The organism is Streptomyces sp. NPDC008092, from assembly GCF_042957285.1.
Lineage (GTDB): Bacteria > Actinomycetota > Actinomycetes > Streptomycetales > Streptomycetaceae > Streptomyces.
In genome coordinates this window covers 329,853-355,805 of record NZ_JBIBHY010000001.1, presented here as the reverse complement: position 1 = coordinate 355,805, position 25,953 = coordinate 329,853, and the positions used below count along the sequence as shown (strand labels likewise).

The 25,953-nt window shown below is 72.7% G+C and carries 23 protein-coding genes; 14 read left to right on the top strand and 9 right to left on the bottom strand.

Going from position 1 to position 25,953, the window contains the following annotated elements; genetic code table 11:
* Nucleotides 1–5 precede the first annotated feature (5 nt).
* The gene (locus ACFZB3_RS01530) at nt 6–506 is read left to right on the top strand and encodes a hypothetical protein (RefSeq protein ID WP_391367927.1); all 501 of its coding nucleotides are present in this window, start codon (nt 6–8) and stop codon (nt 504–506) included.
* Nucleotides 507–616: 110 nt separating this feature from the next.
* A complete protein-coding gene (locus ACFZB3_RS01525) occupies nt 617–1,273 on the top strand; it encodes a DUF3105 domain-containing protein (RefSeq protein ID WP_391367924.1) in 657 nt (218 codons plus the stop codon).
* A gap of 204 nt (nt 1,274–1,477) precedes the next feature.
* Here ACFZB3_RS01525 and ACFZB3_RS01520 read toward each other — a convergent pair whose 3' ends face one another.
* Complete coding sequence (locus ACFZB3_RS01520; RefSeq protein WP_391367921.1) at nt 1,478–1,840, bottom strand: signal peptidase I; 363 nt, start codon at nt 1,838–1,840, stop codon at nt 1,478–1,480.
* A 57-nt stretch (nt 1,841–1,897) separates the two neighbouring features.
* Nucleotides 1,898–3,103: a nucleotide disphospho-sugar-binding domain-containing protein gene (locus ACFZB3_RS01515; protein WP_391367918.1), complete on the bottom strand. Its 1,206-nt coding sequence runs from the start codon at nt 3,101–3,103 to the stop codon at nt 1,898–1,900.
* Nucleotides 3,104–3,361: 258 nt separating this feature from the next.
* Between ACFZB3_RS01515 and ACFZB3_RS01510 the strand changes: the two genes are divergently transcribed.
* From ACFZB3_RS01510 to ACFZB3_RS01500, 3 genes are all read left to right on the top strand, one after another.
* Nucleotides 3,362–4,066, top strand: a complete 705-nt coding sequence (locus ACFZB3_RS01510) for a hypothetical protein (RefSeq protein ID WP_391367915.1) — start codon at nt 3,362–3,364, stop codon at nt 4,064–4,066.
* Nucleotides 4,067–4,194: 128 nt separating this feature from the next.
* Nucleotides 4,195–6,900: a glucosidase gene (locus ACFZB3_RS01505; protein WP_391367911.1), complete on the top strand. Its 2,706-nt coding sequence runs from the start codon at nt 4,195–4,197 to the stop codon at nt 6,898–6,900.
* Nucleotides 6,897–8,363 carry an alpha-amylase gene (locus ACFZB3_RS01500; RefSeq protein WP_391367908.1) on the top strand — a complete coding sequence of 489 codons (1,467 nt, stop codon included), beginning with the start codon at nt 6,897–6,899 and terminating at the stop codon, nt 8,361–8,363. Before ACFZB3_RS01505 ends, ACFZB3_RS01500 begins: the two co-directional genes overlap by 4 nt.
* A 35-nt stretch (nt 8,364–8,398) precedes the next feature.
* Here the strand turns inward: ACFZB3_RS01500 and ACFZB3_RS01495 are convergent, their stop codons facing one another.
* Nucleotides 8,399–9,889 (bottom strand): subtype B tannase, encoded by a 1,491-nt coding sequence (locus ACFZB3_RS01495; RefSeq protein WP_391367905.1) that lies wholly within the window; start codon nt 9,887–9,889, stop codon nt 8,399–8,401.
* 307 nt (nt 9,890–10,196) lie between these two features.
* Here ACFZB3_RS01495 and ACFZB3_RS01490 point away from each other — a divergent pair, with 307 nt between their 5' ends.
* On the top strand, nt 10,197–10,751 hold the full coding sequence (locus ACFZB3_RS01490; RefSeq protein ID WP_391367902.1) for a hypothetical protein: 555 nt from the start codon (nt 10,197–10,199) through the stop codon (nt 10,749–10,751).
* Here ACFZB3_RS01490 and ACFZB3_RS01485 read toward each other — a convergent pair.
* Nucleotides 10,741–11,955, bottom strand: a complete 1,215-nt coding sequence (locus tag ACFZB3_RS01485) for an acyltransferase family protein (RefSeq protein ID WP_391367899.1) — start codon at nt 11,953–11,955, stop codon at nt 10,741–10,743. The two genes, ACFZB3_RS01490 and ACFZB3_RS01485, sit on opposite strands and share 11 nt — an antisense overlap.
* Nucleotides 11,956–12,180: 225 nt before the next feature.
* Here ACFZB3_RS01485 and ACFZB3_RS01480 point away from each other — a divergent pair, with 225 nt between their 5' ends.
* On the top strand, nt 12,181–13,170 hold the full coding sequence (locus ACFZB3_RS01480) for an NAD-dependent epimerase/dehydratase family protein (RefSeq protein ID WP_391367896.1): 990 nt from the start codon (nt 12,181–12,183) through the stop codon (nt 13,168–13,170).
* Nucleotides 13,171–13,267: 97 nt separating this feature from the next.
* Here ACFZB3_RS01480 and ACFZB3_RS01475 read toward each other — a convergent pair whose 3' ends face one another.
* Nucleotides 13,268–14,383 carry an ATP-binding protein gene (locus tag ACFZB3_RS01475; RefSeq protein WP_391367893.1) on the bottom strand — a complete coding sequence of 372 codons (1,116 nt, stop codon included), beginning with the start codon at nt 14,381–14,383 and terminating at the stop codon, nt 13,268–13,270.
* A gap of 2 nt (nt 14,384–14,385) precedes the next feature.
* Complete coding sequence (locus tag ACFZB3_RS01470; protein ID WP_391367891.1) at nt 14,386–15,159, bottom strand: response regulator; 774 nt, start codon at nt 15,157–15,159, stop codon at nt 14,386–14,388.
* A 172-nt stretch (nt 15,160–15,331) separates the two neighbouring features.
* Between ACFZB3_RS01470 and ACFZB3_RS01465 the strand changes: the two genes are divergently transcribed.
* The 3 genes from ACFZB3_RS01465 (at nt 15,332) to ACFZB3_RS01455 (ending at nt 17,606) form a co-directional block, all read left to right on the top strand.
* Complete coding sequence (locus tag ACFZB3_RS01465; protein WP_391367889.1) at nt 15,332–16,069, top strand: glycosyltransferase; 738 nt, start codon at nt 15,332–15,334, stop codon at nt 16,067–16,069.
* A gap of 170 nt (nt 16,070–16,239) precedes the next feature.
* On the top strand, nt 16,240–16,866 hold the full coding sequence (locus ACFZB3_RS01460; RefSeq protein WP_391367886.1) for a DUF2064 domain-containing protein: 627 nt from the start codon (nt 16,240–16,242) through the stop codon (nt 16,864–16,866).
* Nucleotides 16,863–17,606 carry a methyltransferase domain-containing protein gene (locus tag ACFZB3_RS01455; protein WP_391367883.1) on the top strand — a complete coding sequence of 248 codons (744 nt, stop codon included), beginning with the start codon at nt 16,863–16,865 and terminating at the stop codon, nt 17,604–17,606. The genes ACFZB3_RS01460 and ACFZB3_RS01455 overlap by 4 nt, the downstream gene beginning before the upstream one ends.
* A 313-nt stretch (nt 17,607–17,919) precedes the next feature.
* On the opposite strand, the gene ACFZB3_RS01450 is transcribed toward ACFZB3_RS01455, so the two are convergent.
* Nucleotides 17,920–19,173 (bottom strand): molybdopterin-dependent oxidoreductase, encoded by a 1,254-nt coding sequence (locus tag ACFZB3_RS01450; RefSeq protein WP_391367880.1) that lies wholly within the window; start codon nt 19,171–19,173, stop codon nt 17,920–17,922.
* A gap of 113 nt (nt 19,174–19,286) precedes the next feature.
* On the opposite strand from ACFZB3_RS01450, the gene ACFZB3_RS01445 reads away from it, so the two are divergent.
* Nucleotides 19,287–20,654, top strand: a complete 1,368-nt coding sequence (locus tag ACFZB3_RS01445; protein ID WP_391367878.1) for a hypothetical protein — start codon at nt 19,287–19,289, stop codon at nt 20,652–20,654.
* A 32-nt stretch (nt 20,655–20,686) separates the two neighbouring features.
* On the opposite strand, the gene ACFZB3_RS01440 is transcribed toward ACFZB3_RS01445, so the two are convergent.
* Nucleotides 20,687–21,202 carry a MarR family transcriptional regulator gene (locus tag ACFZB3_RS01440; protein WP_391367875.1) on the bottom strand — a complete coding sequence of 172 codons (516 nt, stop codon included), beginning with the start codon at nt 21,200–21,202 and terminating at the stop codon, nt 20,687–20,689.
* 111 nt (nt 21,203–21,313) lie between these two features.
* On the opposite strand from ACFZB3_RS01440, the gene ACFZB3_RS01435 reads away from it, so the two are divergent.
* Together ACFZB3_RS01435 and ACFZB3_RS01430 are read left to right on the top strand one after the other, a co-directional pair.
* On the top strand, nt 21,314–22,387 hold the full coding sequence (locus ACFZB3_RS01435) for an ABC transporter substrate-binding protein (protein ID WP_391367872.1): 1,074 nt from the start codon (nt 21,314–21,316) through the stop codon (nt 22,385–22,387).
* 133 nt (nt 22,388–22,520) lie between these two features.
* Nucleotides 22,521–24,245 (top strand): hypothetical protein, encoded by a 1,725-nt coding sequence (locus ACFZB3_RS01430; protein ID WP_391367869.1) that lies wholly within the window; start codon nt 22,521–22,523, stop codon nt 24,243–24,245.
* Nucleotides 24,246–24,257: 12 nt separating this feature from the next.
* Here the strand turns inward: ACFZB3_RS01430 and ACFZB3_RS01425 are convergent, their stop codons facing one another.
* Nucleotides 24,258–24,848, bottom strand: a complete 591-nt coding sequence (locus ACFZB3_RS01425) for a TetR family transcriptional regulator (RefSeq protein ID WP_391367866.1) — start codon at nt 24,846–24,848, stop codon at nt 24,258–24,260.
* Nucleotides 24,849–25,046: 198 nt separating this feature from the next.
* On the opposite strand from ACFZB3_RS01425, the gene ACFZB3_RS01420 reads away from it, so the two are divergent.
* Nucleotides 25,047–25,934, top strand: coding sequence for an aldo/keto reductase (locus ACFZB3_RS01420; protein WP_391369686.1), 888 nt, complete (start codon nt 25,047–25,049; stop codon nt 25,932–25,934).
* Nucleotides 25,935–25,953: the final 19 nt, after the last annotated feature.

The following is a 25,953-nucleotide window of genomic DNA, read 5'->3' as shown; positions in this document are numbered from 1 at the left end:
CCGTGATGAGCGGCCGGACACAGCACGGGCGCCGCGGCGCGTGGCGGGCCACGCGGCCCGCGGTGCTGTGCCATGCCCTGGCCATGCTGCTCACGGCGCTGGTGATGTGTCTGGGCCCGGCAGCCCATGCCGCCGCCGACCTGGCCACGGCACCGATGACGGCCACGTCGACCACCCGGACGCCACCACCGATGACGGCCACGTCGACCACCCGGACGCCACCACCGATGACGGCCACGTCGGCCGCCCCGACGGCACCGGGCCATGCGGCCGACCACCACGCGGTAGCGGTGACGCACCCGGGCAACTGCCCCGCAGGTGGCGTCTGCTGTGCTCAGGACACGCGTGGTGTCCGGGCGGTGCTCCCCACGGCGGTCCAGCCCGCGTCCTCGGCTCTGCCCCGCGTCTTCAGCCGCCCCGGCCCGGCCGTCCTCGCCTGTTCCGTCGGCCGCGCGCCCACCCGCGGCACTCCCGATCTCCACGTCCTCCAGGTGCAGCGGACATAGCCGGACGCCGCGCCGTGCGCCCACGCGCACGGCGCACAGCGTCCGTTCATCCACCCTGCACCCACCGCCGCCCGACGACCCGGCCCGGCGGGGACGAGGAACACCCAGTCATGTCCAGGACCAGCAAGAAGCAGGCCGCAGCCGACCGCAAGGCCCGTATCGAGGCGATGCGCCGCGCCGAACGAGCCCGCGAACGCCGCAACCGCGTCATCACCGTCGCCCTCAGCACCGTCATCGTCGCCGGACTGGTCGGCTGGGGCGCCTACGCCGTCAACAACGCCGACCGGAAGAGCGAACAGAAGACCGCCGAGACCGCAAAGCCGATATCCGGCGAAAAGGTCTGGGACGCCAAGAAGCTCACCCGCAACCACGTCCAGACCAAGGTCGACTACCCCGAGAACCCGCCCGTCGGCGGCGACCACGCCCCGGCATGGATGACCTGCAACGGCGACGTCTACACCAAGGCCGTCCCGGACGAGAACGCCGTCCACTCCCTCGAACACGGCGCGGTCTGGGTCACGTACAACGACAAGGCGACACAGGCCGACCTCAAAACCCTCACGGACAAGGTGTCCAGGACCCCGTACACGCTGATGAGCCCGGACAGGACCCAGTCCGGAGCGATAACGCTGACCGCCTGGGCCCAGCAGCTCAGTGTGAGGACGGCCGCCGACCCGCGGGTCGAGCAGTTCCTCACCAAGTACGTGCAGGGCCCGCAGACCCCCGAGCCGGGTGCCGCCTGCACGAACGGGCTCACCGCGTCATGACCGGTACGACGCTCACCGCGCCGGACGCCACCGACCCCTGCGACGCGCGCAACGACCGCCCCGGGTGACAACACCCCTGCCCCCGCCGCCGGGCGAAGGCCCCGACCGGATTCCGGTCGGGGCCTTCCCTTCGTCATGTCAGCCCCGCGGTCGCTGCTGTCGCCGCAGCGCGTCCCGGCGTCTCCCGAGTTGCAGCGGGCCGTCCTACGGCGCGGCGTACCCGGGCACGGACGGCCAGCGCAGGGTCAGGACGACGGACTCGTCCTCCGCGACCCATGAGTGATCGACTCCCTGGCCCCAGACGACGTAGTCGCCCTGCTCCGCCAGGAGCACGCTACGGCCGGGGAACTCCACCCGGAATCGGCCTGAGACGAGGACCAGGAGAGCTGTGCGCGTCTCGCCCTTCACCCACTGCGTCCGCTGTTCGCCGCGTGCGTGGACTCCCCATTTGACCTCGACGGCGTGGCTGTGCCGGGGGTCGTCGTGCTCCTTGAAGTGACCCAGCAGCCATCCCCGGTCCGTCGCCGCGTCCTTGCCCGCGTTGCCCACGTACACGCTGTCTTCCATGCGTCCGAACGCTAACAGCCGACCGCCGGACGGCCCGAGGGCGCGGGCCGGGCCCGCTCACCGGAGGGTGTCGAGGAGCAGGCTCGCGGCCACCGCCGCGCCGTCGGTGCGGAGCCTGGCGCCCAGCGCCCCGGCACGGGCCCGCGTTCCGGGTGCCAGGGCCGTCTTGAACGCGACGCGCAGGGTGTCGGCGGATGGAGCCGGTTCGTCCAGTGCGGCGCCGATGTCCAGGTCCGCGACCCGGCCGGCCCAGTACGGGTTGTCCGCCAGCTGGAGAGCCACCACCACCTGCGGCACACCCGCCCGGGCGGCCGTCAGTGTCGTGCCCGCGCCGCCGTGGTGCACCACGGCGGCCACCCTGGGGAACAGACTCTGGTGGCTGACCTCGCCGACGGCGAAGCAGTCGTCCCGGACCTCGGGCAGGTCCAGGTCCGCCCAGCCGCGGGAGACGAGCACCCGGTACCCCTGGGCAAGGCTCTCCTCGACGGCCTTGCGGGCGATGTCCGGCGACGGGCGTACGCTGCCGAACCCGACGTAGACGGGCGGCTCCCCCGCGTCCAGGAACGCCACCAGTTCGGCCGGGAGCGGGCGTTCGTCCGGCAGGGTCCAGGCACCTGTCTGTACGACGTCGAGGCCCGGGACCGGCTGCCACGGTCCCAGGTCCGGGTCCGCCGCCAGCCACGGCCGGCCGGTGTAGACGTGGTCGCGGACGTTGTCCACGGGCGGCAGGCCGATCGCTGCCCGGTGGTTGTTGAGCGGCTCGCCGAACTGCGTGTTCACCTGGTGGGCGTCCAGCTCCCACAGCGTCAGGTTGTCGTTCGCCTCCGGCTCCGGCCAGCCCGGTCGCGGAGGCGGGGCATGGTGGGGCGAGGGCAGGTTGACCGCCGAGTAGCACGCGTACACGTAGCGGATGCCCGCGGCCTCGGCGACGGACCGCGCGGCGATCTGCGCCAGGCCGGCCGCCACCAGCACGTCGCACCCGTCGGCTGCCGCGGGGAAGACGTCGAACTGCGTGCCTACCATCTCGGTCCGGTAGCGGGACAGTTCCGCCGCCGAGGGCAGGGTCGTCCCCCGCATCAGTTCCCGCACCGGCGGCCCCACCGGCACCAGCTGCACGCCGAGCCCCGCCAGCCGCACCGCGAACTCCTCGTCCGGCGGGGCGCACATGCGCACCTCGGCGCCGGACTCCCGTAACCGTACGGCGAGGGCGACCAGCGGTTCGACATCACCGCGCGTCCCGTAGGTGGACAACAGCACCCGCATCCAGCGCCCTCTTTCGCTCTGTCTTCCCCTGCGTTTCGGCCCTTGCCGTACGTGTGTGGCACCGGAGGCAGCGGAGGTTCCGCGAGCACCGTGGTGCTGGATACCCAGGCACGCCGGGCTCCATGCGGGCGCGACGGCGGCAAGGCGGTCTTCCCGTACGGGGCGGGTGCGGAGCTACGGTGATCGCGAGCATGTCCGCACGCAACCTGCAAGGCGCGCAAGGTTCCCCGGTCGACGACAGAATCCGAGAGCCACTCCATGCATCGTTCTTCCGCGCCCGTCCCCGATGTCTCGATCATCCTGCCCTGCGCCGGATTCGGAACGCGTTTCAGTGCTCCCTATCCGAAGGAGCTGCACTGCCTGGCCCCCGGTGTCACCGTGCTGGACCGCAGCCTGGAGGCCGTCGTCGAACTGGCCAAGAGCGGCCTCAACGTGCGCGTGGTCGTCGTCTTCGGAGCACACAAACTCGACACGGTGGGGTATCTCGCACGGTATGCCAAGATCCTTCAGATGGTCTTCGTCTACCAGGACGAGGCGCTCGAACCAGGCCTCGAAGGCGCGATCCGCTCCGGTTTGCCGATGACCCGGGGGCCGGTCGCCCTGGTCCTGCCGGACATCGTCCTGACCGGCCCGGACAGTGCCGGCAGCCTTCTCGCCGCGCTGCGGTGCGTGGAGGTGACGGGGTGGAGCGTCGTGGCCGCCGAAGGGCGGGATCCCGGCACGCTGCAGCAGATGGGCGCGCTCGCGGTGGCCGAGGAGGGCGGCGTGCTGACCGTCGGGGCGGCCGCCGACAAACCGGTGGATCCGTCCGGCTTCAACGCCTTCTGGGGCATGGTGGCGGTCACCGAGGAGGAAGCGCACCGGTTACCCGACGTGGTGGGCAAGGGCGTGGACAGTCCGCTGGCGGGTGCGATCGCTCTCATGGTGGAGGGGATCGTCAACTACAACACCTCCGCGGGCTGATTCGTCCGGCCAAAAGCTGTCAGAGTCGGAGCTGTCGGAGCTGTCGGAGTCAGAGGTGTCCGAGTCCGAGGTGTCCGAGTCCGAGATGTCCGAGTCCGGGTGCAGTTGCCGTACAGGGAGGGCGTGCGATGGCGGATGGCGCGGGTGGCACGGAGCGCGGTGGCGGGGCCGGTGCCGAGCGGCTGCGGCTGGCGGCGGCCGACGCGGGGCGGGAGGCGTGGCGGCGCTGGGGGCCGTATCTGAGCGAACGGCAGTGGGGCACCGTGCGCGAGGACTACAGCCCCGACGGCGACGCGTGGTCGTACTTCACCCATGACCAGGCCCGTTCGCGGGCCTACCGCTGGGGTGAGGACGGCATCGCGGGCGTCAGCGACGACAAGCAGCGGCTGTGCTTCGCGCTCGCGCTGTGGAACGGCCGCGACCCGATCCTCAAGGAGCGGATGTTCGGCCTCACCAACGCCGAGGGCAACCACGGTGAGGACGTCAAGGAGTACTACTTCCACCTCGACAGCACGCCGACCCATTCGTACCTGAAGTTCCTCTACAAGTACCCGCAGGCGGCGTTCCCTTACGACGAGCTGGTGACCGTCAACCGGGGCCGCGGGCGCGGCGAGTCCGAGTACGAACTGCTGGACACCGGTGTCTTCGACGAGGACCGCTACTTCGACGTCTTCGTGGAGTACGCCAAGGCCGGGCCCGAGGACCTGCTCGTCGAGATCACCGCGCACAACCGCGGCCCCGACGAGGCCACGCTCCATCTGCTGCCGACGCTGTGGTTCCGGCACACCTGGTCGTGGGCGGGCGGCACCGCGGTGCCCGGTCTGCGGCACACGGACGGCGCGATCCTCGCCGACCACGAGGAACTCGGCACGCGGCGGCTGTACTTCGAGGCCGGGACGGAGACCCTGTTCACCGAGAACGACACCGACAACGAGCGGATCTTCGGCAGCCCCAACGCCACTCCCTACGTCAAGGACGGCATCGGCCGGTACGTCGTCGAGGGCGAGCAGGACGCCGTCAATCCCGCGCGGACCGGCACCAAGGCGTCCGTCCACCACGTGCTCACCGTCCCCGGCGGCGGCAGCGGCACCGTCCGCCTGCGCCTGACGGACGGTGAACTCACGGACCCCTGGGGGGAGTTCGGGCAGGTGATGGACGCCCGCCGGGCCGAGGCCGACGACTTCTTCGAGGGTGTCGTCCCGGACGGTCTCGGCGCGGACGAGCGGCGACTGGTACGGCAGGCGCTCGCCGGGATGCTGTGGAGCAAGCAGTACTACTACCTCGACGTGGAGCGCTGGCTCGCCGAGCACGGCGTCGATCCGCTCGCCGCCGACCCGCACGTCCGCAACAGCGCCTGGTACCACATGGTCAACGACGAGATCATGTCGATGCCGGACACCTGGGAGTACCCGTGGTTCGCGGCCTGGGACCTCGCCTTCCACACCATCGCGCTGTCCATGGTCGACATCGGGTTCGCCAAGTCGCAGCTGGAGCTGCTGCTGCGCCGCCTGTATCTGCATCCCAACGGCCAGATCCCGGCGTACGAATGGAACTTCGGCGACGTCAACCCGCCCGTGCACGCCTGGGCCGTCCTCTTCGTCTACGAGCTGGAGAAGCACCGCACCGGCCGCGGGGACCGCGCCTTCCTGGAGAACGCCTTCCAGAAGCTGACGAAGAACCTCACCTGGTGGCTCAACCGCAAGGACGTCGACGGCAACAACGTCTTCCAGGGCGGCTTCCTCGGCCTGGACAACATCGGTGTCTTCGACCGCAGCGCGCCCCTGCCCACCGGCGGCCACCTCGACCAGGCCGACGGCACCGCCTGGATGGCCCTGTACTGCCAGAACCTGCTGGAGATCGCCGTCGAGCTGGCGGCGGAGAACCCCGTGTACGTCGAGCAGGCGCAGACGCTGTTCGAGCACTTCGCGTGGATCGCGGTCGCCATGAACCGCATCGGCAAGGACAACGCGAGCCTGTGGGACGAGGAGGACGGCTTCTTCTACGACGTGCTGCGGCTGCCGGACGGCAGTGCGACCCCGCTGCGGGTGCGCTCCCTGGTCGGTCTCATCCCGCTCGTCGCGACCAGTGTGGTCGGCGCCTGGACCGACCAACGGTTCCCGGAACTCGTCGAGGGAGCCAAGGAGTTCGTGCGGCGGCATCCGGCCGTCGAGGGCCTGGTCGCCTCCCACGACGTCCTCGGGTCGGGCGCGGCGGGACGGCACCTGTTCGCGTTGTTCGGCGAGGACCGGCTGCGCCGGATCCTGGCCCGCATGCTCGACGAGGAGGAGTTCCTCGGCCCGCACGGCATCCGCTCCCTGTCCCGCCACCACGCGGCGCACCCCTACACGTTCGACGTGCACGGGGAGACGTACGGCGTCGGCTATCTGCCCGCCGAGTCCGACTCGGGCATGTTCGGCGGCAACTCCAACTGGCGGGGCCCGGTGTGGTTCCCGGTCAACGTCCTGCTGGTCCGCGCCCTGCTGAACCTGCACGCCTACCACGGTGACGGGTTCACCGTGGAGTGCCCGACGGGGTCCGGCCGGCAGCTGAACCTGTACGAGGTGGCCCGCGAGATCTCCGGACGGCTCACCTCGACCTTCCTGAGCGACGACGACGGCCACCGCCCGGTGCACGGCGCCCAGCCCAGGTTCGCCAAGGACCCGCACTGGAAGGACCTGATCCTGTTCTACGAGTACTTCCACGGCGACAACGGCGCCGGCCTCGGCGCCTCCCACCAGACCGGCTGGACGGGGCTCGCCGCGGTCACCGCCACCCTGTTCCACGTCGTCGGCGCGGGAGACTGGGGCGCCCTGCGCGAGGAGCCGCTGTCATGACGGTGATCTACGAGATCAACACCCTTGTCTGGCTGGGTGAGTTGAGCGGACGGTTCGGGCGTCCCGTCACCCTCGGGGACGTTCCCGGCGAGGTCTGGGACGAGGTCGCGCGGCCGGGCGTGGACACCGTGTGGCTGATGGGCGTGTGGGAGCGCAGTCCGGCCGGGCTGCGGATCGCCCTGAGCAACCAGGAGTTGCTCGCCTCCTTCCGTGCGGCGCTGCCCGATCTCACCGAGGCCGACATCGCCGGGTCGCCGTACTGCGTCCGGAACTACGTGGTCGACGACGCCCTCGGCGGTCCGGAGGGGCTGGCCGCGGCACGGGCCGAACTCGCGGCGCGCGGGGTGCGTCTGATCCTGGACTACGTCCCCAACCACGTGGCCCCCGACCACCCCTGGCTCACCGAGCGGCCGGACTGCCTGGTCCGGGGCACACCGGACGACCTGGCCCGCGCACCGGAGGCGTTCCTGGAGGCGGGCGGGCAGGTGTACGCGCGGGGCCGCGACCCCTACTTCCCGCCCTGGCCGGACGTGGTCCAGCTGAACGCCTTCAGCGAGCGGCTCCGGGCGGCGACGGTGGAGACGCTGGTGTCGATCGGCGACCAGGCCGACGGCGTGCGCTGCGACATGGCGATGCTCCCGATGAACGACGTGTTCGCGAAGACCTGGGGCGAGCGGGCGGGGCAGGTCCCCGCCGGGGACTTCTGGCCGTACGTCATCGGCCGGGTCCGGGAGCGCCACCCCGGCCTGCTCTTCGTCGCGGAGGCGTACTGGGACCTCGAACGGGCCCTCCAGCAGCAGGGCTTCGACCACTGCTACGACAAGCGGCTCTACGACCGACTGGTCCACGAGGACGCCGGTTCCGTCCGCGCCCACGTGCAGGCGGACCTCGGTTACCAGCGCGGGCTCGTCCGGTTTCTGGAGAACCACGACGAGCCCCGGGCCGCCGCCGCGCTGCCGGGCGACCGGGAGCGGGCGGCGGCCGTGGCCGTGGCCACCCTGCCCGGCGCGACGCTCTGGCACGAGGGCCAGTTCGAGGGCCGCCGGGTCCGCCTGCCCGTGTTCCTCTCCCGTCGGCCCGAGGAGCGGGCCGACACGTCCCTGCGCGACTTCCACGAACGGCTCGTGGCCGCCGTGGCCCCCGTGCGCGAGGGCGAGTGGCGGCTGCTCGACTGCACGGGCTGGCCGGACAACGACAGCCACCGCAATCTGCTCGCCTGGTCCTGGACCACCGACCGGGACCGCTGCCTCGTCGTGGTCAACTACTCCGGGGAGCCGGCCCAGGGGCGGGTTCCCCTGCCCTGGGACGGACTCCGGGGCCGCTCCTGCCAGCTGACCGGGCTGCTCGACGGGAGCACCTACGACCGGGCGGGCGACGAACTGGTCGATCCGGGGCTCTTCGTGGCGCTCGACGCCTGGCAGTGGCATCTGCTCTCGCTTCCCCGCGGCCCCGGTGGGGGCTGAGCGCGCAGTTCCCCGCGCCCCTTGCAAGGCGCGATTCAGCCGGTGTAGCCGGTCACGTCGGCGATCCAGGTGATGAAGTCGGCCGGGTCCTCGTCGGCGCCGTGGGCCGCGTCCCAGTACATGAGGGCGTTGACGTCGTCGCCGAGGTTCTCCAGGCTCAGGGCGAGGTTGCCGACGACGGTCAGCGCGGTGTCGGTGTCCTTGGTGCCGGTGCGGATCCACCAGTACTTGGCCCGGTCGTCGTTGCCTTCGCCGATGAAGTACATCGGGTTCATCATCTCCAGCTTGCCGGGGATGTCGCTGTCCAGGGACGAACCGCCGGAGCCGCTGGTGTCGTTGGCCAGGCTGTAGTCGGTGAAGTGCCGGGCCTCGGTGGTGTCGACGCCGAACTCGTTGTTCTCGCCGGCCGACAGGTCGAAGGCGTCGAAGGCCGGAGCGTCCTTGCCGCGGGACCCGACGTGGTCGAGGTAGTCGGACCAGGAGAACGTGGCCGCCGAACCGTCCCAGGTGATGAAGGTGTTGGCGGCCAGGTAGGTGGTCCGGTCGTCGTCCGACAGGTCCGCCAGGTAGCTGGTGGCGGCCGGTTCCAGGTAGGTCGCCAGGAGGTAGTCGTCGAGGTTGTCGGCCGTGACAGTGCCGTAGTCGTCCGCGGTCAGGCCGAGCCCGGACTGGTACGTCTCGAAGAGAGCTATCAGGTCCGCGGAGACGTCCTGGTCGACCTCCTCCCCGCTGCTCAGCGTGTTGCCGCCCCAGTTCCACTCGTAGGCGCCGTCGGCGTTCTCCAGGTCGGTGATGGGGCACCAGGCGCCGGTGGCGTAGACGATGTCGTCGGCGTCGGCCGCGCCGAGTTCACTGAGGTAGTCGTCGTACAGCGAACTGCCGCCGGAGGCGCCCAGCAGGGCCGACAGGGCGCCGCCCGCGCTGGTCCCGGCCGTGACGATCCTGTCGGTGTCGCCCGGGATGGTGCCCGCGTTGTACCGCACGTACCGGATCGCCGCCTTGAGGTCCACGATCGCCGCCGGGGCGGTGCCGTAGTAGTCACCCGCGGAGTCCACCAGGGTCCGGCCCCGCGCGCCCGGCTCCACCGCGACGTACCCGGCCGCGATGGCCAGTTGGGCCCGGCTGCTGCTGACGCCCGTGTTGGTCGACACCGAGGAGGGGAGGTAGCCGCCGATCGAGTTGGAGACGAGGATCGGGGCGTCGGTGGCGTCCACGGCGGTGCCGTCGATGGACACGGGGACGCTGACGGTCAGGCTCTGGTAGGTCTCGTCGACCGGGTCGGTGACGTAGGTGATGGCCGACCAGAAGTGGTACGTGACCTCCTTGTCGCCGTCGTCGGTGGAGATGGTCGTGGTGATCTCGGTGTACGCGTCGGGGTCGAAGGCCAGGGTGTCGGCCGTGGTCGCGCCGGACGCGGCGGTCGCCGCCGACGCGTTCGTGCCGCCGGCGAGCCCCGCCGCCGGAACGGCGACCGCTGCGGCGGCCATTCCCTTGATGAGGGCCCTGCGGTTCATCTTGTGCGTCATGTCGTGTCTCCTTCGAGAGCGCTGGTGCGGGTGCCCGGAGAGCTCTGAAACGGCTTCACGGGGCGCTTGTCTCGATCTCGGCAGCGAACGTAATCGACTGCCGACAATATCGTCGACAATTCCAGCGACTCCACGGTCAACCCATAGCGGCAGCTCATCGACCTGAGATTCCTGAAACGCACGCCGCGGGCCGCGGGCCGCGCGCGATGGTCAAGAGTGCGTCACATGAGCGCGGGGGCTGAGCGGACGGGGGCCGGCCGACGTACTGAAGGAGCAGGTAGACGCGACATCGACGAAGGGCACCTCCTTGATCCCGCGACGCATCGGTCCGAGCCTCGCTCTGGGGCTCGCCTCCGCCTTCCTGCTGGGGGCGTGCGGCTCCTCGAACGACAGCGGCACCGGCACCGCGGCGCCGACCGCCCCGGTCACGTCCGCCGCCTCGGACCCGGCGGTCTCCACGCCGGCCGCCGGCAGCAGCCCCGCGAACGGGCAGCCGGCCACCACCGCCGCCGTGCAGGCCAGGTCGGCCCAGGGTCTGGGCACCATCGTCACCGACGGGAGCGGGCTGACCCTCTACCGCTACGACAAGGACGAGCCGAACCCGTCCAAGTGGACGTGCTCCGGCGCCTGCACCAAGACTTGGCTGCCGGTGATCGTGCCGGAGTCCGTGCAGACCTCGGGGGTGGAGAAGAGCCTCCTCGGCACGGTCCACCGCAACGGCGAGACACAGCTCACCCTCGCCGGCTGGCCGCTCTACCGGTACGTCGGCGACACGGCGGCCGGGCAGACGAACGGCGAGGGCAAGGGCGGGGAGTGGTACGCCGTCACTCCCGCCGGCCAGAAGTCCACCGTCACGGGCTGACGGCCGGAGATCGGACCGCGGCTCCGGAACGGGCCGCGACGATCGATTTCCAGGACCTGTTCTTCTTGAACGGGATTTCGAAGAACCTGGAGAACAGCCACGCCGCGCATACGGAAAGCGGCAGGCCCACCGCCAGCGTGAACCAGAAGGTGGGCAGTCCTGGCGACACGAAATGCGGAGCCGCTCGGCGCAGCACGGCCAGGACGATCGGAAGATGGATCAGGTAGAGGCTGTAGGAGAATCCGCCGAGGGCGTGGACGGGGCGCGCGGTCAGGAGCCGTACGAGGACGGCGGGCTTTCCGGTGGCGACGGCGGCGACCAGCATCGTCATGGCGGGGGCGATGGCGAGATCGATCCAGAAGTAGTGGTTCACCGTCCAGACGGAACCCCGGACGGCACCGACCGCCAGGACCGGCAGGGCCGCCAGGACGGCGAACCAGCCCCACGGCAGGCGTCGCACCCTGTCCCCGGCGGCCACGACCCCCGCGCCCAGCACGCCCGCGGCGAACACCGGGGCGAGATGGGGAGCGAGCCAGTTGTCGCCCTCCACGGGGGTCCCGCCGGGCGCCGTCAGCCCGACGGCGACGACCGGGACCGTCACGCACACGGCCAGCAGCACGGCGCCCCAGCGCCGGCGGACGAACAGCAGCAGCGGGAAGAGGAGATAGAGCTCGGCCTCCACCCCGATCGACCAGAACGCGCCGTTCGGCGTCGGGGCGGTGACCACGTCCTGGGCGACCAGGCCGTACACCAGGACCGTCGCACCGGTGGGCGGCCCGAAGTGCGAGGCCGGCACCACGAACCACGAGATCACCAGGCTCAGGGCCAGTGCCGCCCAGTACGGGGGCAGGATGCGCCAGGCGCGCCGGCGCAGGAACTCGCCGACACCGGCCGTCCGCCAGCCGTGCCGCGCCGGGGAGATCGCCAGGGAGAACCCGGACAGCACCAGGAAGAAGACGACGGCAAGGCGCCCGAACATCAGCCCGCCCAGCCACGGCGGCGCCGAACTGTGCGGATAGCCAGGGAAGGTGTACAGCCAGCAGTGGAACAGGACGACGTACAGCGCCGCCAGGCCGCGAAGGCCGTCCAGACCCCGCACCTGCCGACGGACCCGCGCCGCGTCGCCGTCGCCGGTCCCGCCCTCCCCCCGGCGCACGGGGGCGGCCGGGTCGAGGGTGCTTCCGGCCGGGCGACTCGTCTCCACTGAAATGGCGCAACCCTTCCTCCGGGCACCGGCCGCCGCGCGCTTCGGTGCCGTCGGGCAGCACCGCGCCACCCCACGGCAACAGGTACGTGACCCCCGGCCGGGCCGTTCAACAGGGCCTCGCGGTGGCGGCTGCGCGAGGGGGGGCGGCGCGCCGTCTTACGGAGTCGTGACGTGCGGGCGTGGGCACGTGGTCCGGGGGCCGCGCGCGCCTAGCGTGGCCCCATGCGTGTACTGGTCACCGGCGGTGCCGGGTTCATCGGGTCCCATGTCGTCGAGGCGCTGACGGCGCGCGGGCACGAGGCGGTCGTGTTCGACGTCCGGGACGATCCGGGCGCCGACGTGCGCAGTCCGGTGGCGGTGGGGCGGGCCCTCGCGGGCGTGGACGCGGTCTGCCACCAGGCCGCGATGGTGGGTCTGGGAGTCGGGTTCGGGGACGCGGCGGAGTACGTCTCGCGCAACGACCTGGGCACGGCGGTACTGCTCTCCGCGATGGCCGAGGCGGGGGTACGCCGCCTCGTGCTGGCCGGGTCGATGGTCGTGTACGGGGAGGGCCGGTACGAGTGCCCGCGGCACGGTGTCGTACGGCCGGGGCCGCGCGCGGTCGCCGATCTGGACGCGGGGCGGTTCGAGCCGAACTGCCCGGTGTGCGGGGAGGAGTTGACGCCGGGGCTGGTGGGTGAGGACGCGCCCGTCGATCCGCGCAACGTGTACGCCACGACCAAGCTGGCCCAGGAACACCTGGCCGCCGCGTGGGCCCGGTCGACGGGCGGGTCGGCGGTGTCGCTGCGCTACCACAACGTCTACGGGCCGCGGATGCCCCGCGACACCCCCTACGCGGGCGTCGCCTCCTTCTTCCGCTCCGCGCTCGCCCGGGGCGAGGCGCCCCGGGTGTACGAGGACGGGCGGCAGCGCCGGGACTTCGTGCACGTCCGGGACGTGGCCGCGGCCAACGCGGTGGCGCTGGAGGCGGACTCCGCGCCGGGTGCGCTGACCGCGTACAACACCGGAAGCGGTGAGCCGCACACCGTCGGCGAGATGGCCCGCGCCCTGGCCGAGGCGCACGGCGGACCGCTGCCGGTGGTCACCGGGGAGTACCGGCTGGGCGACGTACGGCACATCACCGCCGACTCGTCACGACTGCGGGCCGAACTGGGCTGGAAGGCCGAGGTCGGGTTCGCCGAGGGGATGCGGGAGTTCGCGCGCGCCCGGTGAGGGCCGGGACACGGGTCGGCGGGCCCCCGCCACGGGCCGGAGGCCCGGAGGGACCGGTGCCGCCACCCGTGACACGGACCGGTGGTGCTGCCCGCGATCAGGAAGCGGCAGCGGGCAGCACCACCTCGAACCGGCAGCCGCCGGGGATGTTGTGCACGGTGGCCTGCCCGTGGTGGGCCTCCACGATCCCGCGCACGATGGCGAGGCCGAGGCCGGCTCCGGCCGGCGGGGTCCGGGCGTGGGTGCCGCGCCAGCCGGTGTCGAAGACGCGGGGCAGGTCCTCCTCCGGGATGCCGCCGCAGCCGTCCGTGACGGACAGGACGACGGCACCCTCGGCCGACCGCTCGGCGGCGACCGCGACCGTGCCGTCGGGCGGCGTCCGGCGGATGGCGTTCACCAGCAGGTTGCCCAGCACCCGGCTCATCTCCTTGCCGTCCACCTCGACCGGCACCTGCTCCACCCGGTCGCCGACCAGCCGTACGCCGTACTCCCGGGCCAGCGGGTCCACGCCCGCGAGGGCGTCGCCGACGAGGTCGTACACCGACATCCGGCTCGGGCTCAGCGCGAGCGTGCCGGCGTGGATGCGGGAGAGTTCGAAGAGGTCGCCGACCATGTCGTTGAGGCGCTCGACCTCGGTGCGGATCTGCTTGTGATAGCGGTCGGGGTCGGTGGCGACGCCGTCCTCCAGGGCCTCCGACATGGCACGCAGACCGGCCAGCGGGGTGCGCAGGTCGTGCGAGATCCAGGCGACGAGTTCCCGGCGCGAGGTCTCCAGCGCCCGTTCCCGCTCCCGGGACTCGGCGAGCTTCGCGCTCGTCGCCGCCAGCTCGCGGCTCACCTCGGCCAGTTCGGCGGTGGCCGGGACCGGCGGTGCGGCGAAGTCGCCGTCCTCGCCGAACGAGCGGGCCGCGAGGGCGAGTTCACGGCTGCGGGCGACGACCCAGCGGCCCAGTATCAACGCGGTCGCGAGGGACACCGCGGCCGCCATCGCGACGACCGTCGTCACCACCGAGAGGTCGTGCGAGGAGAGGAACATCGCCCAGGCGACGGCCAGCGTGCCGGCCAGCATCGCGACCACGCCGACGGCGGCGACCACGGTGAGGGACGCGGTCAGCGAGCGGCGCCGCAGCAGGCGCAGCGCGGCCGCCCCGAGCAGTCCGGTGCCGGCGGCGCCGGCGAAGGCGTACAGGGCGATGAGGAAGGTGTCGCGCATGGTCAGGCCACCCCGTCCCGGCTTTCCTGGCCGCCCTGGCCGCTCGGCTCGAAGCGGTAGCCGACGCCCCAGACCGTCTGGATCAGCCGCGGCCGGGCCGGGTCGTCCTCGACCTTGGCGCGCAGCCGGCGGACATGGACGGTGACGGTGGACAGGTCGCCGAAGTCCCAGCCCCACACCGCGCGCATCAGGTCCTCCCTGCCGTACGCCCGCCCCGGGTGCCGCAGGAAGAACGCGAGGAGGTCGAACTCGCGCAGGGTGAGGGCGAGTTCGGCGCCGTCCTTGGTGGCGCGGCGGGCGCCGGGGTCGAGGGTGAGCCCGGCGGACGAGAAGGACCGGTCGGCGGGGGCGGGGCGGCTGCGGCGCAGCACCGACTCCACCCGAAGGACCAGCTCCCGGGGGCTGAAGGGCTTGGTGACGTAGTCGTCGGCGCCGACCTCCAGGCCGAGGATCCGGTCGTCCTCGTCGCCGCGCGCGGTGAGCATGATGACCGGCACGGGGGCGTGGCCGCGCAGCCGCCGGCAGACCTCCAGGCCGTCCATGCCGGGCAGCATCAGGTCGAGCACGACCAGGTCGGGCCAGTGGGCGGCGGCCCGGGTCAGGGCGGCGGGACCGTCACCGGCGTGGTCGACCAGGTACCCGGCGCGGTCCAGGTACCCGGCGACGATCTCGGCGACGGTCGGGTCGTCGTCCACGACCAGGACCCGGGCGGCACCTGCGGTGGCCTGGGCGCCGGCCTCGGCCCCGGCCTCGGTGAGCTCGTACGGCTGCTGCATGCCTCCACCCTCGCACCGGGCCGTCGCGGGTGTCGCGGGCGGGCGTGGACTCGGGGTGGGACGTTCGCGTTTCGTAAGAAACCCGGGAGGCGGGGGCGGCTGCGGCGCCGGGCGCCGACGTCCGCGTTTCGTAAGCAGCCGAGGCCCGATATGTCCGGTTCATGTTCGTAGGGTGAACGCCGTGACCACCTCACCTTCCTCCCCCTCTCCCTCCCCTTCCCCTTCTCCGGCGACGGACGTGGACGTCGTCCTGCCCTGCCTGAACGAGGCGGAGGCGCTGCCCTGGGTGCTCGGCCGGATCCCGGCGGGCTGGCGCGCCCTCGTGGTGGACAACGGCTCCACCGACGGCTCGGCGGACATCGCCCGGGCGTACGGGGCGACCGTCGTCCACGAGGCGCGGCGCGGCTTCGGCGCGGCGTGCCACGCGGGGCTGACCGCGGCGACCGCCGGCATCGTCTGCTTCTGCGACTGCGACGCCTCGCTCGACCCGGGGCTCCTCGTGCCGTTCGTGCGGGAAGTCCTCGACGGCGAGGCGGACTTGGTGCTCGGCCGCCGGCGTCCCGAGGGGCGGGGCGCGTGGCCCGCGCATGCCCGCGCGGGGAACCTGGCGCTGGCCCGGATGCTGCGGCGCCGTACGGGGTTGCGGCTGCACGACCTGGGGCCGCTGCGGGCGGCCCGCCGCGAGGCGCTGCTCGCGCTGTCGCTCGACGACCGGCGCAGCGGGTATCCGCTGCAGATGGTGGTGCGGGCGGCGGACGCGGGGTGGCGGATCGCCGAGCACGATGTCGCGTACCTGCCGCGCACCGGTACGTCCAAGGTGACGGGGACCTGGCGTGGCACGTGGCAGGCCGTGCGGGACATGAGCCGGGTGCTGCACGAGCCACCTCGGGTGCGGGCCGGTGGGGGCTGATCGCGCAGTTCCCCGCGCCCCTGAAGGGGCGCACTGCCCAACCGTGTCTCACATGACTGCGGGCAGTCGTGCCGCTGGGGCGGCACGGCTGGGCGCGGCGGCACCCGGCAAGCGCCGGTGAGCGTCCCCACCCCCCGCACCACCCTCACCCTCACCCCCAAGGAACCCCCATGACCACCCTCCTCGTCATCGCCAAGGAACCCCGCCCCGGCAGGGTCAAGACCCGGCTCACCCCGCCCTTCTCCCCCGAGCAGGCCGCCGCCCTCGCCGAGGCGTCGCTCGCCGACACCCTGGACGCGGTGGCCGCGACCCCCGCCGCCCGCCGGGTCCTGGTCCTGGACGGCGCCCCCGGCCCCTGGCTGCCGCCCGGCTTCGACGTCGTACCGCAGTGTGCGGGCGGGCTGGACGAGCGGCTCGCGGACGCCTTCGCGCACTGCTCCGGCCCGGCCCTCCTCATCGGCATGGACACCCCGCAGGTCACCCCGGCCCTCCTCAGCGTGGACTTCGCGGCGTGCGACGCGTACTTCGGTGGCGCCGAGGACGGCGGGTTCTGGGCGCTGGGGCTGGCCGACCCGGACCCGGCCCTGCTGCGCGGGGTGCCGATGTCCACGCCGGAGACCGGCGCCGTCCAGCGGCACCGCCTCGTCGGCGCCGGGCTGCGGGTGTGCGACCTGCCCCGGCTGCGGGACGTGGACACCGCGGCCGACGCGGCCGCCGTCGCCGCCCTCGTCCCGCACGGCCGTTTCGCCGCCCTGCTGGCCCGGTGCACGGCGCACAGCGGGACGGGCCGCCGATGACCACCTCGCCGGCCGTCCCCTGGACCGGCGCCGACCCCTACGCCGCCGCCCTGCGCGCCGGGCACGGCCCGCTGTTCCTGCGCCGCGCCGACGGCTGGCTGCTGCCCCTGGAGGTCGAGCGCTGGTGCGCGGGGGCCGACCCGGTCGACCGGGCGGTCCTCGACCGCTGCGAGGGCGCGGTCCTGGACGTCGGCTGCGGCCCCGGGCGGCTGGTCGCCGAACTCGCCGCCCGGGGCCGTACCGTCCTCGGCATCGACGTCAGCGCGGCCGCCGTCGACCACACCGTGCGGCTCGGCGGCCAGGCCCTGCGCCGCTCGGTCTTCGAGGCGCTGCCCGGCGAGGGCCGCTGGGGCACCGTCCTGCTCATGGACGGCAACGTCGGCATCGGCGGCGACCCGCACGCCCTGCTCGGCCGGGTGGCCCGGCTCCTCGCCCCCGGTGGCCTGCTGATCGCCGAGACCGCGCCGGTGGACGTCGACGAACGCGCCGACGTCCACCTCACCGACGCCCACGAGGCCGTCGGTGCCCCCTTCTGCTGGGCGCGGCTGGGCACCCCGGCCCTGCTGCGGTACGCGCGGGGCTGGCAGCCGGAGACTCAGTGGGCGACCGGCGGGCGCCGCTTCGTCGCCCTGCGCAACCGCCAGGCCAGCAGCAGCGCCGAGCCGCCGAAGAGCACCGCGGTGATCAGCAGCCAGCGGAGCAGGAAGCCGTCCGGGGACCGGCCGGTGGCCGACCGGTAGTGCCCGGCCACCATCCCGCTGATCAGCGGGAACCACACCAGCAGGAGCAGCGCGGAGAGCGCGGCCGGGACCCGGAGGTACATCGTCCGCTCCCGGCGCCCGGCGGCGCCCAGCCCCCGCGTCACCGCCCGGTCGGCCAGCGAGTACAGCGGCAGCAGGACGAGGTCGTGCAGCAGCGCCGCCCCCACCACCCACAGCGCCACGCCGAGCCAGTCGCCGGCCAGCAGCCGTACGCCGGCGTAGGCGGCGAGCGCGAACGAGCAGGCCAGCAGGAGGATCTGAAGGGGGCTGCCGATGACGGGGCGCGGGCGCATCACAGGTCTCCGAAGGTCATCCGGGCCACCCACTTGGTGTTGAGGACACCGGGTGCGGCGGGCACGATCACGCGGGCCGGGTAGCCGTGGTCGGGGGACAGGTCCTCGCCGTTCACCTGGAGGGCGAGCAGGGAGCGCGGGTCGGCGACCTGGTTGGCGCGCAGGGCCGCGCGGCGGAAGGCGCCGTGCCGCTGGACGGACTCGACGAGCACGTCCGGCGGGTCGGTGTCGTAGCCGACGAGCGCGGCGAGGTCGCGCAGCCGCACCCCGCGCCACCACTGGTCCGCGGTCGACCAGCCCTCGACGCAGGCGATCGGCAGCGCGGCGCTGTGCAGCGGCAGCCGGAGCAGTTCGGTGCGGCTGAGGCGGACCGTCCGGCCGTCGCGTCCGGTGACGACGAGCCGCCATGCCTCCTCGCCGGTCTCCCTCGCGTCGATCCCGGCGTACGCGGCCGTCTTGTTGATCTGGAAGCCGTTCGGGCCGCTGCCCGGGTCGGCGCCGCCGTGCGGTGCGAGCAGCGCGGTGCGGCGCCATACGCCCCCGATGCTCTGCCCCGCCGTCGTGACGAGCAGCAGCAGGGACGCGCCGCCCGTGAACCACAGCGCCCCGCGCCGGGAGACGGTGGGCGCGTCCGGCCGTGGGGCCGCCAGATCCCCCTCGTCCCGCTCGTCCCGGTGCTGTCGGCGTTCCCGGACCGCCCGCAGTGCCGTCGGCGTCTTGAGTGCCGCGTGCGCCAGGAACGCGGCGAAGAACACCCAGGCGCCGTAGAAGTGCAGGGGGTAGAAGGAGCCGGGGAAGACGTAGTCGAGCTGTACGTTGAGGACGCCGGTCGTGAACTCGAAGAGGCCGCCGCCGACCAGCAGCAGCAGTGAGATCCGCTCCAGGGCGTGGGCCACCGAGCGGGCCGGGGGCAGCGTGAACAGCTTGGGCACCACCGACCACAGCTTGGCCAGCAGCACCGGGATCAGGGCGATGCCGAGGGTGACGTGCAGGCCCTGGGTGACCCGGTAGAGCCAGTACGGGTTCGTCGGCCAGGAGAAGAGGTAGAAGCCGAGGATGCCCTTGTCCGGGGTCTGGTCGTTCACCGGGGCCAGGTCCGGGTTGTACGCGGCGTACGACACCAGTCCGGTCACGAACAGCACGGTGACGCCGACGAGCAGCACCAGGCCGAGCACCGAGGTGAACCAGGTGCCGCGCAGCGGGCTGCGCCAGAAGCCGGGTGAGGTGGGGAGCCGTGGATCGTCGTCTCGCATGATTCGACCGTAGGCCGGGGAAACCCCCGGAACGGGCGCGCAACCCATGACGAAAGTCTGACGTCAGCCGCCTGATCCACACTTCGGCGCGGTCGCCGACCTAGCGTTCCGGTGTGACCCGCGCCCCGCACCGTGACCGGCAGCCGCATCCGTCCGCCGGTCTCCCCGCCGATCTGCTCGCCGTCCTCGCCGCCGCCCTGCTGGTGCTCGTCGCCGTCCTGGTCGGCAGGCACCTCCAGGACACCTACCGCGTCCTGTTCGTGCACTGGCCGCCGCTGTTCGCCGACTGGGACCCGCACGTCGGGCCGGGCACCCCGGCCGCCGTGCTGGTCGCGGTCGCCGTGGTGGTGTACGGGCCGAACCTGGCCCTGCGGCTGCCCTGGCGCGGGCTGCTCGGCGCGGCCTGGGGCGCCTGTCTGGCCTGGACGTGGTCGCTGGCGCTGGTGGACGGCTGGCAGCGGGGCGTGGCGGGCCGGCTGACCAGCCCGAACGAGTACCTGACGGTCATCGGCCGCTTCCACGACATCCCGGCGACCCTGCGGGACTTCACCCACCACATCGTGAGCGGCGCCCCCCAGCCCTGGCCGGCGCACATCGCCGGGCATCCGCCGGCGGCCACGCTGACCTTCGTCCTCCTGGACCGGATCGGGCTGCGCGGCGGCGGCTGGGCGGGGGCCTGGTGCATCACCGTCGGGTCGACGGCCTGTGTCGCCGTGCTGGTCGCGGTGCGGGCGCTGGCCGACGAGCGGCTCGCCCGGCGGGCCGCGCCCTTCCTGGTCATGGCCCCGGCCGCGGTGTGGGTGGGCGCCTCGGCGGACGGGTACTTCGCGGCGGTCGCCGCCTGGGCGGTGGCGCTGCTGGCGCTCGCGGTGACCGGCCGGTCCGTGGCCTGGGCGGCGGGTGCGGGGCTGCTGTATGGCCTGACCTGCTACCTCTCGTACGGCCTGACGCTCTTCGCGCTGATCGGGGCGGCGGTGCTGGTGCTCGGCCGGCGCCGGGTCCGGGCCCGCCCTGTCGTCCTCGCGCTGCTGGTGGCCGGGGCGGCGGTGGTCCCGCTCGTGTTCACCCTTGCCGGGTTCGACTGGTGGCAGGGGTACCGGCTGCTGGTCACCCGCTACTACCAGGGCGTCGGCGGGACCCGGCCGTACGGCTACTGGGTGTGGGCCAACCTGGCCTGCACGGTGGTCATCACGGGCCTGGCGACGGTGGCCGGGCTGCGGCGGGCGGGTGCCGTACTCGTCCACCGCCGCACCGCGCCCGCCGCGCACAAGCGGCTCGCCCTCCTCGTGGGCGCCGCCCTGCTGGCCCTCCTGCTCGCCGACCTGTCCGGGATGAGCAAGGCGGAGACGGAGCGCATCTGGCTGCCGTTCGCGATGTGGCTGCTGCCGGCCTGCGCGTTCCTGCCCCGGCCGCGCGCCTGGCTCACGGCACAGGCGCTGCTCGGGCTGCTGCTGAACCATCTGCTGTTCACGGGCTGGTGACCCGGCCGGCGGGTGGCCGGCCCGGCGACCCGTCAGATCCCGGGGCGGGGCAGCCCGTTGCCGACGGCTTCGCGCGGCGGGGTGACACGGTCGGCGCCGACGCCGGGGCCGGCCGCCGCGAGCGGGGTCCCGGCCGCCGCGGTGAGGCGGAGGAGCAGGCGGGCCAGTGCTCCGTCGTCGTCGGTCTCGTCGAGCAGGCGGGCCTGGTCCGCGCGGACGCGGTGGGCGGTGCGCCGGTGCAGCTCCTCGCCGCGCGCGGTGAGGTGGAGCAGCACGCGGCGCCGGTCGTGGGGGTCGGGGCGGCGGTGGACGAGGTTGTCCGCGACCATGCGGTCGACGAGCTTGGTCAGGCTGGGCGCCGGCATCAGGGCGTGGTCGGCTATCTCGGACATCGGGTGCCCGCGGCCGTCCCCGACGAGCGACAGGACCCGCCACTCCTCGACCGTGCAGTCCTCCTCGGCCAGCACCGCGGCCAGCCGCCGCACGACCCGCCGCTCGGCATGGCTGAGGAGGTGGGCGAGGTCCGGCGAGGAGGGTACGGACGGCATTGCCGGTGTCCTTCCGGTAGGTCTACTGTGCGCGCAGAATACGAGTCTTGGCGACGGCGCCGGGGCCCGGGACCGGAATCCGCGTTCCCCATGCCCGCACGGAGGTGGCCGATGCGTCCGGCGCCGCCGCACGACGGGAGCGGCACGCTGCTCCTCGCCCTGGTCGTGCCGTTGCAGGGGCCGGCGGGGGTCCTCGGGCCGTCGTGCGAGTCGGCCGCGCGGCTGGCCGTGGAGGAACTGAACGCCGTGGGCGGGGTGCTGGGCCGGGAGGTCCGGCTGGTCACGGTGGACGGCGGGGCGCCGCCGGCCCGGGTCGCCGCCGAGGTCGGGGCTCTGGTGTCGCTGGGCGCCGTGGACGGGGTGGTGGGCTGGCACACCTCGGCGGTACGGCAGGCACTGCTGCCACGGATCGCGGGCCGGGTGCCGTACGTGTACACCGCGCAGTACGAGGGCGGCGAGCGGACTCCCGGCGTCTTCCTGACCGGTGAGACCGACGTCGCCCAACTGCTGCCCGCGATGCGGCTGCTGGCGGAGGCGGCCGGGGTGCGGCGCTGGTGCACGGTGGGCAACGACTACGTGTGGCCCCGGGTGACCGCCCGCACCGCACGGGCGTACGCGCGGGAGTGCGGCGGGCGGGTGCGGGACGAGGTGTTCGTGCCGCTGGGGACGGAGGAGTTCGGTCCGGTGCTGCGCCGCATCGAGCGGTGCGAGGCGGACGCGGTGTTGATGCTGCTGGTGGGGGCCGACGCGGCCCGCTTCAACCGGGCGTTCGCCGGATACGGGCTGCACCAGCGGTGTCTGCGGCTGAGCACCCACATGGACGAGAACATCCTGCTGGCCACCGGCGCGGACGGCACCGACGGGCTGTGGGCGGCGGCCGGTTTCTTCGAGACCCTCGCGACCGCCGAGAGCCTGGACTTCGGCGCCCGCCACGCGGCCCGGTTCGGCGTGCACGCCCCGGTGGTGGGGAGCCTAGGCGAGTCCTGCTTCGAGGGGGTACGGCTGCTGGCCGCCCTGGCCGAGCGGGCCCGGTCGCTGGACGTACGGGCGATGTGCGCGATCGGGGACGCGGTGTCGTACGAGGGTCCGCGGGGCGTCGTACGGCTGCGCGGCAACCATCTCGCCCAACGGCTGTACCTGGCGCGGGCGGACGCCTTCGACTTCCATGTCGTCGCCCAACTCTGAGACGCACAGGCCACTTGCCGATACTTCCCATGGGAAGTATCAAGCTTTGTCTTTTAAAGCGGGTGAAACGTTCGGGAAACAGCGCGCCGCGACTCTTCCGTGCAAACGACCGGGGACGAGAGAGGGAAGAGTCGTGACGGAGATCGTCGGGAAAGAGGCGCCACCGGCCGTGGCGGACGGCGGGACGGACGGCAGCACGGGCAGCGGCACGGACGGCAGGCGGACGTACAACGACTGGGCGCAGAACGACACGCTGGAGGACTACTCGCTGCGCTACGCGCCGAAGTCCTTCCGCCGCTGGACCCCCTACGTGGTGGCCACCACCGCGCTGGGCGGCATCGCGTACCTCGCGGACTTCGCCATCGGCGGTTCGATCGCCATCTCCAACGGTTTCTCCAGCGCGATGGTGGCGATCCTGACCGCGGCCGTGGTCATCTTCCTCACCGGCATCCCGATCTCGTACTACTCGGCCAAGTACTCGATCGACATGGACCTGTTGACCCGGGGCGCGGGCTTCGGCTACCTCGGCTCGACGCTCACCTCGGTGATCTACGCCAGCTTCACCTTCATCTTCTTCGCCCTCGAAGGCTCGATCATGGCGCAGGCCCTGGAGCTGGGCCTGCACATCCCGCTGGCCGTCGGCTACCTGATCTGCTCGGTCATCATCCTGCCGCTGGTCATCTACGGCATGACGGCGCTGTCGAAGATGCAGGTGTGGACGCAGCCGGTGTGGCTGGTGCTGATGGTGGCGCCGTTCGTGTCCATCGCGATCCAGGAGCCGGGCAAGTTCTCGCAGTTCACGCACTTCGCGGGCAACTCGCCCACCGGGTCGGGCATCAGCATGCTCGGAGTGGGCGCGGGCGCCGGTGTGGCGCTGTCGCTCATCGCGCAGATCGGCGAGCAGGTGGACTACCTGCGGTTCATGCCGGACAAGACGCCGGAGAACGGCCGGAAGTGGTGGGGCGCGGTGCTCAGCGCCGGTCCGGGCTGGGTGGTGCTCGGCGCGGCCAAGCAGATCGGCGGCGCGTTCCTCGCCTTCTACATCGCCGGCAGCGTGGGCCTCGCCAAGGCCAACGAGCCGATCCAGCAGTACGTTTCGGGCTTCAAGACGTTCGCGGCGCCCGTCGCGCTGGGCCTCGCCACGTTCTTCGTGATCCTCTCCCAGGTAAAGATCAACTCGACGAACGCGTACTCCGGTTCGCTGTCCTGGTCGAACTTCTTCTCCCGGCTGACGCACCGTCACCCCGGGCGCGTGGTCTACATCTTCCTCAACGTCGGCATCGCGCTGGCCCTGATGGAGGGCGGCGTCTTCGGCTTCCTCAACACCGTGCTGGGCTTCTACTCCAACGTGGCGATCGCCTGGATCGGCGCGGTCGTCGCCGACCTGGTCATCAACAAGCCGCTGAAGCTCAGCCCGTCGTACATCGAGTTCAAGCGGGCCCACCTGCACAACTTCAACCCGGTCGGCTTCGGTTCGATGCTGATCGCGTCGGCGGTCTCGATCGCCGCCTACTTCAATGCCTTCGGGGCGTACGGCAAGGCGTACTCGCCGTTCATCGCGCTGTTCCTGGCGATGGTGCTCTCGCCGCTGTTCGCGGTGCTGACCAAGGGGAAGTACTACATCGCCCGCGTCGACGACCTCGCGGAGCCGCTGCTCGGCCCGGACGGGCTGCCCTCGGCGGTCACGCTGACCTGCACGGTGTGCGCGACCGACTTCGAGCGGCCGGACGTGGCCAACTGCCCGTTCCACTCCGGGGCGATCTGCTCGCTGTGCTGCAGCCTGGAGAAGGACTGCCACGACTCCTGCAAGACCGGCCCGGTCGCGCTCGCCATGCCGACGGTACGGTCCGCGGACTGACCCCTCCCCGGACTACCGCTCCGGCCCGTGCCCTTCGGCGCGGGCCGGAGTTCCTGTCTGCAGGCCGTCCATCAGGAGCCTGATCTGGCGGTCGGCCTGGCCCTTCCAGTCGCCGGCCGCGTCCAGCCGCAGCAGACCGCCCATGGCCCGGACCACGTCGGCCGTCTCCATGTCGGACCGGAGCGTCCCGGCCGCGACGCCCGCGGCGAAGAGCGTGTCGACGATGTCGTAGACCTTCGCGTACGACCCCTCCGTGCCGCCGGAGCGCAGCGCCTCCGACATGTGCTGCTTCGTGACGAGCAGGCCCGCCAGCCGGCCCATGAACTCGCGCAGCGCCCGGTCCGGCGCAAGGGTCGCCAGGAGGTCGGCCGCGTCCGCGCACACCTGGTCCACCTCGTGCTCATAGGCCGCGAGGACCAGCGCGTCCCGGGTCGGGAAGTGCCGGTAGAGGGTGCCGATGCCGACCCCGGCCGCCTTGGCGATGCTGTCCAGCGGCACGTCCTTGCCGGTGCGCGTGAACTCCTCCAGAGCCGCCGCCACCAGCTTCTCGCGGTTGCGGCGGGCGTGGGCGCGCACGGGCCGCGCGGGTCCCTGTTCGTTCATGCCGTACTCCCCTCCAGGCCGGTCACCGTACCGGGCATTCTGCCCACTTGCTTACCGGAGGATCCTCCACTAACGTCGTTACTACCGGAGGATCCTCCGGTATCTGCCATCGTACGCACTGCGCACATCGAACGGAGTCATGCCGTGGACACGGTTTCTCTCGGTGACCTCACCACCTCCGCCCAGGGGCTCGGCTGCATGGGCATGAGCGAGGGATACGGCCCGACCAGCTGGGACGACGCGATCGCCACCATCCACCGGGCCCTCGACCTGGGCGTCACCCTCATCGACACCGCCGACGCCTACGCCTTCGGGCACAACGAGGTGCTGGTGGGCCGGGCGCTCGCGGGCCGCCGGGACGAGGTGCAGCTCGCCACGAAGACCGGCATCGACCGGATGGGCGGCGACACCTGGGCGCTGCGCGGCGACCCCGGCTACGTCAGGCGCGCCTGCGACGCCTCCCTGCTGCGGCTCGGCGTCGACCACATCGACCTCTACTACCTGCACCGGCCGCCGCAGAACGCCGAGATCGAGGAGTCCGTCGGCGCCATGGCGGAGCTGGTGAAGGAGGGCAAGATCCGGCACATCGGCCTGTCCGAGGTGAGCGGCGAACTGCTGCGCCACGCCCACGCCGTGCACCCGGTCACGGCGGTGCAGAGCGAGTACTCGATCTGGTCCCGGGACGTGGAGACGACCGTCGGGGACGCCCTGCGCGAACTGGGCGTCGCCCTGGTGGCGTACTCCCCGCTCGGCCGCGGCTTCCTGACCGGCACGGTCGACGTCACCGCGCTGCCGGCGGGCGACGCGCGCCGCCGGCTCCCCCGGTTCCGGACGACGGACAACGACGTGATCGCGGACGCCGTCCGCACCCTGGCGGCCGCGAAGGGCGTGGCCCCGGCGCAGCTGGCGCTGGCCTGGGTGCACGCCCGGGGTGCGCACCTCGGGGTGCCCGTGGTGCCGATCCCGGGCACCAAGCGCGTGAAGTGGCTGGAGCAGAACGCGGCCGCGGCGGACATCGGGCTGACCGCCGAGGAGGCCGCCGCGCTGGACGGGCTGGCCGCGCGGACGGTGGGCGGCCGCTACTGACCCGCTCCGCGTGTGACCG